The sequence below is a fragment of the Pseudomonas sp. IT-P171 genome, assembly GCF_949767765.1.
GTDB lineage: Bacteria > Pseudomonadota > Gammaproteobacteria > Pseudomonadales > Pseudomonadaceae > Aquipseudomonas > Aquipseudomonas fluorescens_B.
In genome coordinates, this window is sequence record NZ_CATKQN010000044.1 from 426,965 (window position 1) to 442,460 (window position 15,496).

Annotated in this window: 14 protein-coding genes; 9 read left to right on the forward strand and 5 right to left on the reverse strand. The window is 61.9% G+C overall.

What is annotated here, in order from left to right; all coding sequences use genetic code 11:
• The first annotated feature begins 195 nt into the window (after positions 1-195).
• The 8 genes from ccoG to ACM6I5_RS22105 all read left to right on the forward strand — a co-directional run bounded on the left by ccoG (position 196) and on the right by ACM6I5_RS22105 (position 8,765).
• Positions 196-1,611 (forward strand): cytochrome c oxidase accessory protein CcoG, encoded by a 1,416-nt coding sequence (gene ccoG / locus ACM6I5_RS22070; RefSeq protein WP_017337532.1) that lies wholly within the window; start codon positions 196-198, stop codon positions 1,609-1,611.
• Between the two features lie 11 nt (positions 1,612-1,622).
• Complete coding sequence (locus tag ACM6I5_RS22075; protein ID WP_017337531.1) at positions 1,623-2,162, forward strand: FixH family protein; 540 nt, start codon at positions 1,623-1,625, stop codon at positions 2,160-2,162.
• Between the two features lie 172 nt (positions 2,163-2,334).
• Positions 2,335-4,785, forward strand: a complete 2,451-nt coding sequence (locus ACM6I5_RS22080) for a heavy metal translocating P-type ATPase (protein WP_414884708.1) — start codon at positions 2,335-2,337, stop codon at positions 4,783-4,785.
• Between the two features lie 24 nt (positions 4,786-4,809).
• Positions 4,810-5,028, forward strand: coding sequence for a cbb3-type cytochrome oxidase assembly protein CcoS (gene ccoS, locus ACM6I5_RS22085; protein WP_017337529.1), 219 nt, complete (start codon positions 4,810-4,812; stop codon positions 5,026-5,028).
• Positions 5,021-5,704 (forward strand): sulfite exporter TauE/SafE family protein, encoded by a 684-nt coding sequence (locus tag ACM6I5_RS22090; protein ID WP_017337528.1) that lies wholly within the window; start codon positions 5,021-5,023, stop codon positions 5,702-5,704. Before ccoS ends, ACM6I5_RS22090 begins: the two co-directional genes overlap by 8 nt.
• Positions 5,705-5,907: 203 nt before the next feature.
• Positions 5,908-7,290: an oxygen-independent coproporphyrinogen III oxidase gene (gene hemN, locus ACM6I5_RS22095; protein WP_414884724.1), complete on the forward strand. Its 1,383-nt coding sequence runs from the start codon at positions 5,908-5,910 to the stop codon at positions 7,288-7,290.
• 112 nt (positions 7,291-7,402) lie between these two features.
• Positions 7,403-8,137 carry a fumarate/nitrate reduction transcriptional regulator Fnr gene (gene fnr, locus ACM6I5_RS22100; RefSeq protein ID WP_017337526.1) on the forward strand — a complete coding sequence of 245 codons (735 nt, stop codon included), beginning with the start codon at positions 7,403-7,405 and terminating at the stop codon, positions 8,135-8,137.
• Between the two features lie 79 nt (positions 8,138-8,216).
• Positions 8,217-8,765, forward strand: coding sequence for an adenine phosphoribosyltransferase (locus ACM6I5_RS22105; protein ID WP_414878641.1), 549 nt, complete (start codon positions 8,217-8,219; stop codon positions 8,763-8,765).
• 64 nt (positions 8,766-8,829) lie between these two features.
• Here ACM6I5_RS22105 and ACM6I5_RS22110 read toward each other — a convergent pair whose 3' ends face one another.
• The 5 genes from ACM6I5_RS22110 to dnaX all read right to left on the reverse strand — a co-directional run bounded on the left by ACM6I5_RS22110 (position 8,830) and on the right by dnaX (position 14,607).
• Positions 8,830-9,978: an acyl-CoA dehydrogenase family protein gene (locus tag ACM6I5_RS22110; protein ID WP_414884709.1), complete on the reverse strand. Its 1,149-nt coding sequence runs from the start codon at positions 9,976-9,978 to the stop codon at positions 8,830-8,832.
• A gap of 169 nt (positions 9,979-10,147) precedes the next feature.
• The gene (gene recR / locus ACM6I5_RS22115) at positions 10,148-10,750 is read right to left on the reverse strand and encodes a recombination mediator RecR (protein ID WP_017337523.1); all 603 of its coding nucleotides are present in this window, start codon (positions 10,748-10,750) and stop codon (positions 10,148-10,150) included.
• A gap of 65 nt (positions 10,751-10,815) precedes the next feature.
• Positions 10,816-11,850, reverse strand: coding sequence for an NADP-dependent oxidoreductase (locus ACM6I5_RS22120; RefSeq protein ID WP_017337522.1), 1,035 nt, complete (start codon positions 11,848-11,850; stop codon positions 10,816-10,818).
• Positions 11,851-12,124: 274 nt separating this feature from the next.
• Positions 12,125-12,463 (reverse strand): YbaB/EbfC family nucleoid-associated protein, encoded by a 339-nt coding sequence (locus tag ACM6I5_RS22125; protein WP_008028561.1) that lies wholly within the window; start codon positions 12,461-12,463, stop codon positions 12,125-12,127.
• A 68-nt stretch (positions 12,464-12,531) separates the two neighbouring features.
• A complete protein-coding gene (gene dnaX / locus ACM6I5_RS22130; protein ID WP_414884710.1) occupies positions 12,532-14,607 on the reverse strand; it encodes a DNA polymerase III subunit gamma/tau in 2,076 nt (691 codons plus the stop codon).
• Between the two features lie 142 nt (positions 14,608-14,749).
• Here dnaX and ACM6I5_RS22135 point away from each other — a divergent pair, with 142 nt between their 5' ends.
• Positions 14,750-15,487: a substrate-binding periplasmic protein gene (locus ACM6I5_RS22135; RefSeq protein WP_414878638.1), complete on the forward strand. Its 738-nt coding sequence runs from the start codon at positions 14,750-14,752 to the stop codon at positions 15,485-15,487.
• Positions 15,488-15,496 lie beyond the last annotated feature (9 nt).

Below are 15,496 nucleotides of genomic sequence, written 5' to 3' on the forward strand. Positions count from 1 at the left end.
CGTCTATAGTCAATTGACCTGCATCATGCTTTGTTACATTTGCTACACCATTCGTAAATTTTCCCCAACGCGACCAAAGGTCGCACCCTTGAGCTAGAGCGACAGGCGTATCATTGCGCCACTGCAACACCTCTTTTTGACCGCGGTCGGCATGCACTGACCGGGGCATTTTTCCACTGCCGTGGGATGCAACCGATGAGCAATCAGATTCCGGTACACGACGTTACCCCGCCTGCCAAAAACGCGAACAACAGCGTCGACCTCTACGCCTCTCGAGAAAAGATCTACACCCGAGCCTTCACCGGCCTGTTCCGCAACCTGCGGATGATGGGCGGAGCCTTTTTGTTTCTGTTGTATTTCGGCACGGTGTGGTTGAACTGGGGCGGCCATCAAGCCGTCTGGTGGAACCTGCCAGAACGCAAATTCTTTATTTTTGGCGCCACTTTCTGGCCCCAGGACTTCATCCTGCTCTCGGGCATTCTGATCGTCAGCGCCTTCGGCCTGTTTTTCATTACCGTGTACGCCGGTCGCGTCTGGTGCGGCTATACCTGCCCGCAGAGCGTGTGGACGTGGATTTTCATGTGGTGCGAAAAGGTCACCGAAGGCGACCGCAACCAGCGCATCAAGCTCGACAAGGCGCCGATGAGCGCCAACAAGTTCCTGCGCAAACTCAGCAAACACTCGATGTGGCTTTTGATCGGCTTCGCAACCGGCATGACCTTCGTCGGTTATTTCTCGCCGATCCGCGAGCTGACCATCGACTTTTTCACCGGCGCCGCCGATGGCTGGTCATATTTCTGGGTCGGTTTCTTCACCCTCGCCACTTACGGTAACGCCGGCTGGTTGCGCGAGCAGGTGTGCATCTACATGTGCCCGTATGCGCGCTTCCAGAGCGTGATGTTCGACAAGGACACGCTGATCGTCTCCTACGATCCGCGTCGCGGTGAAGCCCGTGGCCCGCGCAAGAAAGGTGTCGACTACAAGGCCCTGGGCCTGGGTGACTGCATCGATTGCACCATGTGCGTCCAGGTCTGCCCGACCGGCATCGACATCCGTGACGGCCTGCAAATCGAATGCATCGGCTGTGCGGCGTGCATCGATGCCTGCGACAGCATCATGGACAAGATGGATTACCCGCGCGGCCTGATCAGCTACACCACCGAGCACAACCTGTCCGGACAGAAAACCCATAAACTGCGCCCGCGCCTGATCGGCTATGCCCTGGTGTTGCTGGCCATGATGGGATTGCTGGCGGGCGCGTTTTTCATGCGTTCGCTGGTGGGTTTCGACGTCAGCAAAGACCGCGTGCTGTACCGCGAGAACGCCGAAGGACGGATCGAAAACGTCTACAGCCTGAAAATCATGAACAAGGATCAGCGCGACCACACTTACGTGCTGGAAGCCGCCGGCCTGCCGGACCTGAAGCTGCAAGGCAAACGCGAGATCAAGGTCGCCGCCGGCGAGATTTTCAGCCAGCCGGTCGAACTGTCCATTGCCCCGGAAAAACTGCCATCGAGTACCAACGAGGTGAAATTCATCCTCAAGGACGCCGATGACGAAAGTATCCACGTTGAAGCCAAGAGCCGTTTCATCGGCCCACAAATTCGTTGAGAGAAGTGATCATGCCCGCAGCAAACGCCGCAAGTCCCTGGTACAAGCACCTTTGGCCGTGGATCATCATCGCCATCCTCGCCTGTTCGGTGACGCTGACCTTGTCCATGGTAACGATCGCGGTGAACAACCCGGACAACCTGGTCAACGACAACTACTACGAGGCCGGCAAAGGCATCAACCGCTCCCTCGACCGCGAGCTGCTGGCACAGACCCTGCTCCTGCGCGCCAGCGTGCACCTGGATGACGTGACCGGCGAAGTCGATCTGCGCCTGAGCGGCAACAGCCAGCCGAAAACCCTGGAGCTGAACCTGATCTCGCCGACCCAGCCGGAGAAGGATCGCAAGATCACCCTCACCCGCAGTGAAACCGGACAGGGCCGCTACATCGGCCAGTTGAGCGACAAGGTCGATGGCCGCCGCTTCGTGGAACTGCTGGGCACTCAGGACGACCACATCTGGCGTATGTTCGAAGAAGAACTGGTCAGCCATGACAAGGAACTGCTGCTGGGCGACGAACCGCTGCAAGGCGCTGAAGACCTGAAGAAATAAATGTGCGAATGCGATCAAATGTGGCGAGGGAGCTTGCTCCCGCTGGGGGGCGAAGCGCCCCCAAAACCTGCAAACCGGTCCTTTCAGTCTTAGCGAGTGCGCCGACTTGCGACTGCTACGCAGCCGAGCGGGAGCAAGCTCCCTCGCCACAATGGTTTTCATGGCAACACACATGACCACGCCACTCCCCTGCTACCACTGCGCCCTGCCCGTCCCGGCCGGCAGCCGCTTCACCGCTGTCGTCCTCGGAGAAACCCGCGAATTCTGCTGCCCGGGTTGCCAGGCCGTGGCCGAAGCGATTGTCGCGGGTGGGCTGGAAAGCTATTACCAGCATCGCAGCGAAGCCTCGGCCAACCCCGAAGCGTTGCCGGTACAGTTGGTGGACGAGCTGGCGCTGTACGACCGCGCCGACGTGCAAAAGCCGTTCGTGCGCCACGACGGCGAGCTCGCCGAAACCACCCTGTTGATGGAAGGCATCAGCTGCGCGGCATGCGGCTGGCTGATCGAGAAGCACCTGCGCGGCTTGCCGGCGGTGGCGGAAGCGCGGCTGAACCTGTCCAACCATCGCCTGCACGTGCGCTGGGCCGATGCGCAATTGCCCCTGAGCCAGGTGCTCAGCGAACTGCGGCACATCGGCTACGCCGCACACCCCTATCAGGCCGACCGCGCCAGCGAACAACTGGCCAGCGAAAACCGTCTGGCCCTGCGCCAACTCGGGGTCGCCGGGCTGCTGTGGTTCCAGGCGATGATGGCGACCATGGCCACCTGGCCGGAATTCAACATCGACCTCAGCCCCGAGCTGCACACCATCCTGCGCTGGGTCGCACTGTTCCTCACCACGCCGATCGTGTTCTACAGCTGTGCGCCGTTCTTCAAAGGCGCGATGCGCGATTTACGCACCCGCCACCTGACCATGGACGTCTCGGTGTCGCTGGCGATTGGCAGCGCCTATGTCGCCGGGATCTGGACGTCGATCACCGGGGTCGGCGAGCTGTATTTCGATGCCGTCGGCATGTTTGCGCTGTTCCTGCTCGCCGGGCGCTATCTGGAGCGGCGCGCCCGGGAGCGCACCGCCGCCGCCACGGCACAACTCGTCAATCTGCTGCCCGCCTCATGTCTGCGGCTAAGTGCCGACGGCCAGAGCGAGCGCATCCTGCTCAGCGAACTGCATGTCGGCGACCACGTGCTGGTGCATCCCGGGGCGATCCTCCCGGCCGACGGCAAGATCCTCGACGGCCAGTCAAGCATCGACGAGTCGCTGTTGACCGGCGAATACCTGCCGCAACCGAGAACCCTCGGCGATGCCGTTACCGCTGGCACCCTGAACGTCGAAGGCGCTCTGACCGTAGAAGTCCTCGCCCTTGGCCAGGACACCCGGCTGTCCGCCATCGTCCGCCTGCTGGACCGCGCTCAGGCCGAGAAACCTCGCCTGGCAGAGATCGCCGACCGCGCCGCGCAATGGTTCCTGCTGCTGACGCTCATCGCATCTGCCTGCATTGGCCTGCTTTGGTGGGAACTGGATTCCTCGCGAGCCTTCTGGATTGTCCTGGCGATGCTCGTCGCGACCTGCCCGTGCGCCTTGTCCCTCGCCACGCCGACCGCCCTCACCGCCGCCACCGGCACGCTGCACAAGCTTGGACTTTTGTTGACGCGCGGCCATGTGCTCGAAGGCCTGAACCAGATCGACACGGTGATTTTCGACAAGACCGGCACACTCACCGAAGGGCGCCTGACGCTGCGTTCGATCCGCCCCCTCGGTGCACTCGACAGCGATCAGTGCCTGAGCCTGGCCGCCGCCCTCGAGAACCGATCCGAGCACCCGATCGCCCGGGCATTCGGCCGCGCGCCGCTGGCCGCCGAGGAAGTCCACAGCACACCGGGGCTGGGCCTGGAAGGCGTGGTCGGCGAGCAGCGCCTGCGCATCGGCCAACCGGGTTTTGTCTGTGCACTCAGCAACGCCGCCGTACCGCTGATGCCCGATGAGGCCGGTCAGTGGCTGCTGCTCGGCGACGGTCAGGGACCACTGGCGTGGTTCGTCCTCGATGACCGTTTGCGCGCCGATGCGCCGGCGTTACTGGACGCCTGCAAGGCGCGCGGCTGGCGGACACTGCTGCTGTCGGGCGACACCTCGCCCATGGTCGCCAGCGTCGCCGCGGAACTGGGCATCGACGAGGCCCGCGGCGGTTTGCGCCCGGACGACAAATTGCAGGTCCTGCAGCAGCTGCACAAGGAAGGTCGCAAGGTATTGATGCTCGGTGACGGGGTCAACGATGTGCCGGTACTGGCCGCCGCCGACATCAGCGTCGCCATGGGTTCGGCCACCGATCTGGCGAAAACCAGTGCGGATGCGGTGCTGTTGTCCAACCGCCTCGACGCGCTGGTGCAGGCCTTCAGCCTCGCCCGGCGTACCCGTCGGGTTATCATCGAGAACCTGCTGTGGGCCGGCCTGTACAATGGCCTCATGTTGCCGTTCGCCGCCCTCGGCTGGATCACGCCGGTGTGGGCCGCGGTCGGCATGTCGATCAGTTCGTTGACCGTGGTGCTGAACGCCCTGCGCCTGACTCGCCTGCCGAGCACGCCGGCCGCCAGCGCCACGCCAGAAACCCGCCCGCTGCCGGCCTGAGCCGCGCGGGCATGGAGCCTTCCCATGCCAGCTCTCTACGTGATGATCCCGGCCGCGCTGCTGATCGTGGCCATCGCGGTCTACATCTTCTTCTGGGCGGTCGACAGCGGTCAGTACGATGACCTCGACGGCCCCGCCCACAGCATCCTGTTCGACGACCAGGACCCGAATCACACCGCGGCGGTCGATGAGGCCAGCGGCCACCCGGTCAAACCGGACGACAAGGCGCCCCCGCATGTTTGAGTTGGCGCCACTGCTGGTGTCTGCGGTGATCCTCGGCCTGCTCGGCGGCGGCCATTGCCTGGGTATGTGCGGCGGCTTGATGGGCGCATTGACCCTGGCGATTCCCAAGGAACAACGCAGCCGACGCTTTCGATTGCTGCTGGCCTACAACCTCGGGCGAATTCTCAGCTACGCCACTGCCGGCCTGCTGATCGGCCTGGCGGGTTGGGCGGTGGCGAACAGCCCGGCAGCGATGTTCATGCGCATCCTCGCCGGATTGCTGCTGATTGCGATGGGGCTTTATCTTGCCGGCTGGTGGAGCGGACTGACCCGCATCGAAAGCCTCGGGCGCGGTCTGTGGCGGCATATCCAGCCTGTCGCGAACAAACTACTGCCGGTGTCGAGCGTGCCCCGCGCCTTGTTGCTCGGCGCGCTCTGGGGCTGGCTGCCCTGCGGGCTGGTTTACAGCACGTTGCTGTGGTCAGCGAGCCAGGGTAATGCGCTGGACAGTGCATTGCTGATGCTCGCGTTCGGCCTTGGCACCTGGCCGGTGTTGCTCGCGACGGGGCTGGCGGCCGAGCGCGTTACGGCGCTGTTGCGCAAACGCAGCGTGCGCATGACCGGAGGACTGCTGGTCATGCTGTTCGGCATCTGGACCTTGCCTGGGCCGCATCAACATTGGCTCATGGGGCACTGAACCGTGGCGAGGGAGCTTGCTCCCGCTGGGGCGCGAAGCGGCCCCAAAGAAAGGGACTGCTGCGCATTCCAGCGGGAGCAAGCTCCCTCGCCACAAAAACCAACCACCGCCCCCCATCGCCGTTGATGCAAATCAAGATGCCCCAGCGCCGCCTCCCATAGACTTGCCGACACTGCCAGCCTATCCGGGGGAATGCCCGCATGATGCTCGACGCCATTCGTTGGGATACCGATCTGATCCGCCGCTATGACCTGGCGGGACCGCGCTACACCTCCTACCCGACCGCCGCGCAGTTCGATGGTCATATCGGCTCCTTCGACCTGCTCCATGCGTTGCGGGAAAGCCGCAAGGCCCTGCGCCCGTTGTCGCTGTATGTGCACGTGCCGTTCTGCGCGAACATTTGTTACTACTGCGCCTGCAACAAAGTCATCACCAAGGATCGCGGCCGAGCCCTGCCCTACCTGCAACGCCTGGAGCAGGAAATCCAGCTGATCGCCTGCCACCTCGACCCGGCGCAAAAGGTCGAACAACTGCACTTCGGCGGCGGCACGCCGACCTTTCTCAGCCATGACGAATTGCGCCAGCTGATGGCCCAGTTGCGCAAAAGCTTCAGTTTGCTGGACGACGATACCGGCGACTACGGCATCGAGATTGACCCGCGCGAAGCCGACTGGTCGACCATGGGCCTGCTCCGTGAACTGGGTTTCAATCGCGTCAGCATCGGTTTGCAGGATCTCGACCCGGCCGTGCAACGAGCGGTGAATCGCCTGCAAAGCCTGGAAGAAACACGGGCGGTGATCGATGCCGCACGGACCCTGCAATTCCGCTCGATCAACATTGACCTGATCTATGGCCTGCCCAGACAGACACCCGACAATTTCGCCCGCACCGTCGAAGAAGTGATCAACCTGCAACCGGACCGGTTGTCGGTGTTCAACTATGCGCACTTGCCGGAGCGCTTCATGCCGCAACGGCGAATCAACAGTGACGAGCTACCGACGCCGGCGCAGAAACTGGAGATGCTACAGCGCACCATCGAACAACTGACCGCCGCCGGCTATCGCTATATCGGCATGGACCACTTCGCCCTGCCCGACGATGAGCTGGCGATTGCCCAGGAAGAATCGACCCTGCAACGCAATTTCCAGGGCTACACCACCCACGGTCATTGCGATTTGATCGGGCTGGGCGTCTCGGCCATCAGTCAGATCGGCGACCTGTACTGCCAGAACAGCAACGACCTCAACCAGTACCAGAACGCCTTGGCCTCCACGCAACTGGCGACCAACCGCGGCCTGCTGTGCAACGCCGACGACCGTGTCCGGCGGGCGGTGATCCAACAGTTGATTTGCCGTTTCAACGTGGAATTCGCCGAGATCGAGCAGGCCTTCAACATCGACTTTCGCGGTTACTTCGGCAAGCTGTGGCCACAGTTGCAAGGCATGGCCGCAGACGGGCTGATCGAATTGAACAATGACCGCATCAACGTACTGCCCGCCGGACGATTGCTGGTGCGTTCGGTGTGCATGGTGTTCGATGCTTACCTGGAGGAACAGAACCGCCAACGGTTTTCGCGAGTGATCTAACGCTTCATCGCCCCTCACCGCGCTGTGACAAAACGGCACAGCGCTGGCCTGATTGTCTTCCCGTGAGTTACCCTTACGTCTTATGTGTGTTTTCCCACAAGGATTTAAGAAAATGTCCGAGCCAGTAAAGCTGCGTGCTCATAACCAGGCCCATTGCAAGGATTGCAGCCTGGCTCCCCTCTGCCTGCCACTTTCTCTGAATCTGGAAGACATGGATGCGCTGGACGAGATCGTTAAACGTGGCCGCCCGTTGAAAAAGGGCGAATTCCTGTTCCGTCAGGGCGACGTTTTCGATTCCGTGTATGCAGTACGCTCTGGCGCCCTGAAAACGTTCGGCCTCAGCGATGGCGGTGAAGAACAGCTCACCGGCTTCCATTTGCCGAGCGAACTGGTCGGGCTGTCGGGCATGGACACGGAAAAACATCCGGTCTCGGCGCAAGCACTGGAAACCACCTCGGTCTGTGAAATTCCGTTCGAACGCCTCGACGAACTGGCGCTGCAACTGCCGCAGTTGCGCCGTCAGCTGATGCGCGTGATGAGCCGCGAAATCCGCGACGATCAACAAATGATGTTACTGCTGTCGAAAAAAACCGCCGACGAGCGCATTGCCACGTTCCTGGTGAACCTGTCGGCACGCTTCCGCGCTCGCGGATTCTCGGCCAATCAGTTCCGCCTGAGCATGTCGCGCAACGAAATCGGGAACTACCTGGGCCTGGCGGTGGAAACCGTGTCACGGGTGTTCACGCGCTTCCAGCAAAACGAACTGATCGCCGCCGAAGGCAAGGAAATCCATATCCTTGACCCGATCCAGCTCTGCGCCCTGGCCGGTGGCTCGATCGAAGGTTGATTGCGACGATGGCGGCTAAGCGAAACGGTTCAGCCGCCGGTATACTGCGACGTTTGCAGCCTGCCAGGACAACTCGACGATGGTCTTCGACTCCTTCGACATAAAATCCCTGATCCGCCCTGTGATCGACTTCCCGAAACCGGGTGTCATCTTTCGCGACATTACCCCGCTGTTCCAGTCGCCCACGGCCCTGCGCCTGGTGATGGACAGCTTTGCCCACCGTTACGTCGAGGCTGACTTCACCCACATCGGTGCCATGGATGCCCGTGGTTTCCTGATCGGTTCGGTGCTGGCCTATCAGTTGAACAAGCCGCTGGTGCTGTTCCGCAAACAAGGCAAACTGCCGGCCGACGTGCTGGCCGAGGGCTATGCGACCGAGTACGGCGAAGCCTTCCTTGAAGTGCACGCCGACAGTCTTTGCGAAGGCGATTCGGTGGTGATGTTCGATGATTTGATCGCCACCGGCGGCACGCTGATTGCGGCGGCCAACCTGATTCGGCGTATGGGTGCGCGGGTGCATGAAGCGGCGGCGATCATTGATTTGCCGGAGCTGGGTGGGTCGCAGCGACTGGAAGACATGGGGATTCCTGCTTTCTGCCTGACGCAGTTTGCGTTGAGCGATCAGTAAGCCGAGTCTGGAAGGATGCCCATCGCGGGCAAGCCCGCGATGGGGCCAGCCGCCACACCGCCAACTACAACCCCATCTGCTTGCTGATGATCTCGTTCATCACTTCCCGCGTCCCGCCGCCAATCGAAAGAATCCGATTATCGCGGTACAGCCGCTCCACCAGACTCTCGCGCATATAGCCCAGGCCACCGAGAATTTGCACCGCATCCGTGGTAATCCGATCCGCCGTGTCCGTCGCAAAATTCTTGGCCATGGAAATTTCCCTGATCACGCTCTGCCCGGCAGCCATTTTCGCCGCCTGCCGGTAGGTGAATTCCCGTGACACTTCCAGCGCCGTCGCCATTTCCGCAAGGCGATGCTTGAGTACCTGAAATTTGCCGATGGGTTTGCCGAACGCTTCGCGCTGACGCGCCCACTTCAGGCTTTCCTCCAGCGCCAGCTGCGCGGTCATGTTGGCCATCAGCGCCAAAGCCAGGCGTTCACTCTGGAAGTTGCCCATGATGCAGGCGAAGCCCATGTTTTCGGCGCCGATCAGATTGCCTGCAGGTACGCGGCAATCGTCGAAGAACAGCTCGGCCGTGTCAGACGCCCACCAGCCCATTTTCTTCAATTGGCGGCCGACGGTAAAACCCGGTGTGCCCTTCTCGATCAACAGCAGGCTGATACCGCCGAAACCCGGTTCGCCGGTGCGCACCGCGACGGTGTAGTAATCCGCGCGCACGCCACTGGTGATAAAGGTTTTGCTGCCGCTGACCCGATAGCAGTCACCGTCACGCACGGCGCGGGTTTGCAGGTTGGCCACATCGGAGCCGCCGCTGGGCTCGGTGACAGCCAGTGCGCTGATCTTTTCGCCGGCCAGCACGGGCGGCACGACGCGATCCCGGACCTCGGGCCTGGCCCATTTGAGGATCGGCGGCAAGCCGATGTCCAGCGAGCCTAACCCGGCGACCAATCCACCGGAGCCGCAGCGCATCAACTCTTCGCTGGCGGCGATTTTGGCGAACAGATCACCTTCGTGGCTGCCCCCCAGGGCTTCGGGGTAACCGATCCCCAGAATCCCTGCCGCACCGGCCTTGAGGTAAAGCTCGCGGGGAAAGCTCTCGGCCTCTTCCCACTGGTCGATGTCCGGAAGAATTTCACGCTCGACGAAACGTCTGACGCTGTCACGGACCAATTGGTGGCTGGGGTCGAAGTATTCCTGAAAGGCAGGCATCGGCGAACTCCACTGAGGGGTCCAGCGAAGTTAACCGAGCGCTTGCTTGGTTTTCAATAGGGAGATGGGTGGAGCATGAAAAAGATCGCAGCCCTCGGCAGCGCCTACAGGGTGCACACAAAATTCTGCAGGCGCTGCCGAAGGCTGCGATCTTTTGACTTTGATGTGGTTACAGCGCTATCGGCTTACGCCCGGCAAACGAATGCGCCAACGTCCCGCCATCCACCAGCTCCAGTTCGCCACCCAACGGCACGCCGTGGGCAATGCGCGAGGCGATCAGGCCTTTATTGTTGAGCAACTGGGCGATGTAGTGCGCCGTGGCTTCACCTTCGACCGTCGGGTTGGTCGCCAGGATGACTTCGGTAAACGTGCCCGCCTCTTCTATCCGTGCCAGCAACTGCGGAATCCCGATGGCTTCCGGCCCGAGCCCGTCAAGCGGTGACAGATGGCCCTTGAGGACGAAGTAGCGCCCCCGGAAACCGGTCTGCTCCACCGCGTAGACGTCCATCGGACCTTCCACCACGCACAGCAAGGTGTCGTCGCGACGGGTATCGGCGCATTGCGGGCACAGGTCGTCTTCGGTCAGCGTGCGGCACAAACGGCAGTGCCCCACGCCTTCCATGGCCTGGCTCAACGCCGACGCCAGGCGCGAGCCACCGCTGCGATCACGTTCGAGCAGTTGCAATGCCATGCGCTGGGCAGTTTTCTGACCGACACCTGGCAAAATTCGCAGGGCATCGATCAGTTGGCGAATCAAAGGGCTGAAGCTCATGGGGAAACGTCCGACAAAACAACGAGACGCGGTTTATACCCGCGCCTCGTATGAGCGTCAATTATTCAGTCCTGCGCGACCCGCACCACCAGTTTGCCGAAGTTGCGTCCTTCCAGCAGACCGATGAACGCCTCGGGTGCGTTCTCAAGACCATCGACCACGTCTTCACGGAATTTTACCTTGCCGTCGCGCACCCACGGCGCCATGGCGCTGACAAACTCCGGCTGGCGATCACCGTAGTCATCAAAGACGATGAACCCCTGGATGCGCACACGCTTGGTCAACAACGTGCGCTGCAATTGCGGCAGGCGATCCGGGCCGGTCGGGGCTTCGTGGGCGTTGTACGACGCGATCAAACCACAGAGCGGAATGCGAGCCTTGGGGTTGAGCAACGGCACCACCGCGTCGAATACCTTGCCACCGACGTTCTCGTAATAGATGTCGACGCCCTGGGGACACGCCAGCGCCAGGTCATTGGCGAAGTCGGGGCTCTTGTGATCGATGCAGGCATCGAAGCCCAACTCATCCACCACATAACGGCACTTGTCCGCGCCACCCGCCACACCGACCACACGCAGGCCCTTGATCTTCGCCACCTGGCCGACCACCGAACCCACGGCACCGGACGCCGCAGCGACCACGAGGGTTTCGCCGGATTTGGGCTGGCCGATGTCCATCAACCCCATGTACGCGGTCATGCCCGGCATGCCGAGCACACCCAGCGCCATCGATGGGCTCGGCAGCCCGGACGGCACCGGAATGATGTTGCGGCCGTCGCTGATGCTGTGGCTCTGCCACCCGGTAGCGCCGACGACCAGATCACCTTCGTGAAACTTGGGATTCAGCGAACGCTCGACCCGGCTGACAGCCCCGCCGGTCATCACCTCGTCGATTTCCACCGGCGCCGCGTAGGACGGAGCGTCACTCATGCGCCCTCGCATGTAGGGGTCCAGTGACAGAAACAGGGTCTTGAGCAATACCTGACCGTCGGCCAGGTCCGGCAGCGCTTCCCTTTCCAGGCGGAAATTCTCTGGCGTCGGTGCACCCACCGGGCGCGAGGCCAGAACGATACGTTGGTTGAGGGTCAATGCTTCAGGCATGTGAGCGTCTCCTTTGATCGATGAATTCGGCGGTATAGGGGAGCAGACCTTTGTGGCGGTGTCGCGTTCGATGTTTCTGCTTTTCATTGTGGCGAGGGAGCTTGCTCCCGCCAAGTCGCGAAGCGACCTCAAAAAAGGGACTGCTGCGCCCGAGCGCGGACCGGTCCGCGAGGAGCAAGCTCCCTCGCCACAGGGATTTACAAAATCAGGCAGAAACAAAAATGCCAGGCGCAATGCCTGGCATTTTTTAGCTCATCCTACGCGCCCTGGCGAATCAGAATGGCAGTTTCATGCCCGGTGGCAATTGCATGCCAGCGGTCATACCGGACATTTTGTCCTGGCTGTTGGCTTCGATCTTGCGCACGGCGTCGTTGACAGCGGCGGCGAACACGGCCTCCAGCATTTCCTTGTCATCTTCGCTCAGGCCTTCGACCAGGCTTGGATCGATGGTCACGCGCTTGACGTCGTGACGACCGGTCATCACCACAGTGACCATATCGCCACCGGCTTTACCGGTGACTTCGGCGTTGGCCAGTTCTTCCTGCATCTTGGCCATTTTTTCCTGCATCTGCTGCGCCTGCTTCATCAGGCCGGCCATGCCACCTTTCATCATGGGAATCACCTCAAAAGTACTTGGATAAAAACAGCGCCCCGGCCCTTGCGGCCGGACGCCTTCAGTTATTAGCCCTGACTGGCCAGGGCTTCGACAGGTTCAATAGTATCGTTACGGACCACCGCACCGAACTGCTGCATCATTTGCTGGATGAACGGATCACCGTGAATCGACTCCTCGGCCTCGCGCTGGCGGTTGGCGCGGCGCCGGGACGCAGCCTGGGCCGGGGTTTCCTGCTCGGGCTTGATCAGCTCCATGCTCAGGGTCAGCGTGCGCCCGTGAAACTGGTTCAACGCATCGTTGAGACGACGCTGCTGCGTCGCGTTGAACAAGGCGCTGTGGGCCGGATCCAGGTGCATCAGCCAATGGTCGCCCTCCACGGAGATCAGCGTGCAGTTGGCGGCGATGCTGCCGGTCATACCGGAAATCGGCAGTTTCGGGAACAGCTCCAGCCATTGCAGGGCCAGGCCGGTAGCAGGCATGGCGGCTGGCTCAGGCTCGGGCTCCGGTGCTGGTTCGGCAGTATGTTCACTCGCCAGTTCATCGAGGTAGCTGTAAGCCGAATCCATGTCCGGCTCGATGTAATCCTCGTCCAGCGGCGGCTCGTCGTCGGAGTCGATGCCCGGGGTAGCGGCGTCGACGTCGGCCACGGACGGCTCGGGGATAGGCGCAGCGGCCCACTCCGGTGCGTCCGGCACAACGCTGTCAGGCGTCGGCAACGGCATCGGGGCCAATTCGGGTTGTTCGCCGGCTGTTTCCAGCACCGGCTCGACGGCTGGCTGCTGAACGACTTCGGGCTCCACCGGGTCGTTCCATGGCAGATCGACGACGGCTTCAACCGCGACGGGCTCGGGCACGATAACCGGGTCAGGCACGACAACGGGCGCGACCGGCTCAGGCGCCGGCGCGGGAGCTGGAGCAACTGCCGCAGCGACGGGTGCAACTGCCGCAGCGACTACCGCCGCAACAACCGGCGCGGCAGCCACTGAGTTTGCGGAATCAACTGTGGCCTGGCTGATCCCCACTGGCTTTAGCGGTTGCCTCGGTGCGTCTTCGGTGTCTGCGGGCCGGAACGCCAGCATTCGCAGCAGGACCATTTCAAACCCACCACGCGGATCCGGCGCCAGCGGCAAGTCGCGGCGGCCGATCAGGCCCATCTGGTAGTAGAACTGCACGTCTTCGGCCGGCAAGGCCTGGGCCAGCGCCAACACTCGGTCGCGGTCGCCGTGGCCGTTGTCGACGCCTTCAGGCAAGGCCTGGGCGATGGCGACACGGTGCAATACGTTAAGAATTTCCGAGAGCACGCCATTCCAGTCGGGGCCTTGTTCGGCCAGATGACGCACGGCTTCGAGCAACGCCTTGGCGTCGCCTTCGATCAGCGCATGCAAAACGTCATACACCTGGCCGTGATCAAGCGTGCCGAGCATTGCCCGCACGTCGGCGGCCATGACTTTGCCTTCACCGAAGGCGATCGCCTGATCGGTGAGGCTCATGGCGTCGCGCATCGAGCCATCGGCGGCGCGGCCCAGCAGCCACAGCGCGTCGTCTTCGAACGGCACGTTCTCGACGCCCAGCACGTGGGTCAAATGCTCGACCACACGTTCCGGGGTCATGTTTTTCAGGGAGAACTGCAGACACCGCGAAAGAATGGTTGCAGGAAGTTTCTGCGGGTCAGTCGTCGCCAGAATGAATTTGACGTAGGGCGGCGGCTCTTCAAGGGTTTTCAGCAGCGCATTGAAGGAATGGCTGGAAAGCATGTGCACTTCGTCGATCAGGTAGACCTTGAAGCGCCCGCGGCTAGGGGCGTACTGCACGTTATCGAGCAGCTCACGGGTGTCCTCGACCTTGGTCCGGCTCGCGGCGTCGATCTCGATCAGGTCGACGAAGCGACCTTCATCGATCTCACGGCACACCGAGCACTCGCCACAGGGCGTCGAAGTGATACCTGTTTCACAGTTCAGGCATTTGGCGATGATCCGCGCGATGGTGGTCTTGCCGACCCCGCGCGTCCCGGTAAACAGGTAGGCGTGGTGCAGCCGCTGGCTGTCCAAGGCATTGATCAGAGCCTTGAGCACATGGGTCTGGCCGACCATTTCGCGGAACGAGCGCGGACGCCATTTACGTGCAAGAACCTGATAACTCATCGAAAACCGTCGCCACGAAGGAACACAAGCGGCTAATGCTAGCGGAGCAAGGCCAAAATTGCATCCGGCGCGCTCGTCTAATCTGGCTAAGATGCACTTTGGGGCTTTTATCGGCTCGGGTTTCATCAGTACCGGAGCGTTTATGCGGCTGGCCTTGGGGGCACTGCTGTTGATGAGTCTGAACGGCGCGGCTGCCGAAACGCCGTTGCGCTTCGTGGTGCCTGATAGTTGGGCGATGCCGATGGTGCAACTGGAGCGCGGCCAGCCGACCCAGGGCATCCTGCATGACGTGATGGTCAGCCTCGCCACCCAGGTCGGCGTTCCGGCCGAATTTCACGTACTGCCCCGAGCGCGGGTGCAAGGCGCAATGGAACACGGCGAGGTCGATGTCCGCTGCTATGCCGCGCAATCGTGGCTGCCGAATCAGTCAGGGGACTACCTCTGGAGCATTCCACTCTGGACCCAGCCCGACGTGCTGATCAGCCGGCGACAACCGGAGATCGCGGTGACTCCGGCAAACTTGCCGCGACAAACCATCGGTACGGTGCTCGGTTACAGCTACCCGACCCTGCAACCGCTGTTCGACGCCAGCCACCTGCTTCGCGAAGACGCGCGCAACCAGGAACAAGTGCTGGAAAAGCTTCTGGCCGGACGCTATCGCTATGCCGTGAGTAACCAGTGGACGCTGGACTGGTTCAATCAACGCTTGCTGCCTGAGCGGCAACTGCAAGGCGTGGCGGTGCTACAGGAGCAAAGTGTCGGTTGCTACGTGCGCAACGATCCGAAAGTGCCGGTGCAGCGAATCCTGCGCACCCTGCTGAGGATGAAAATGTCCGGGGAAATCGATGACATCATCCGGCTTTATGTTGGTAAACCCTGAAACCGCTCG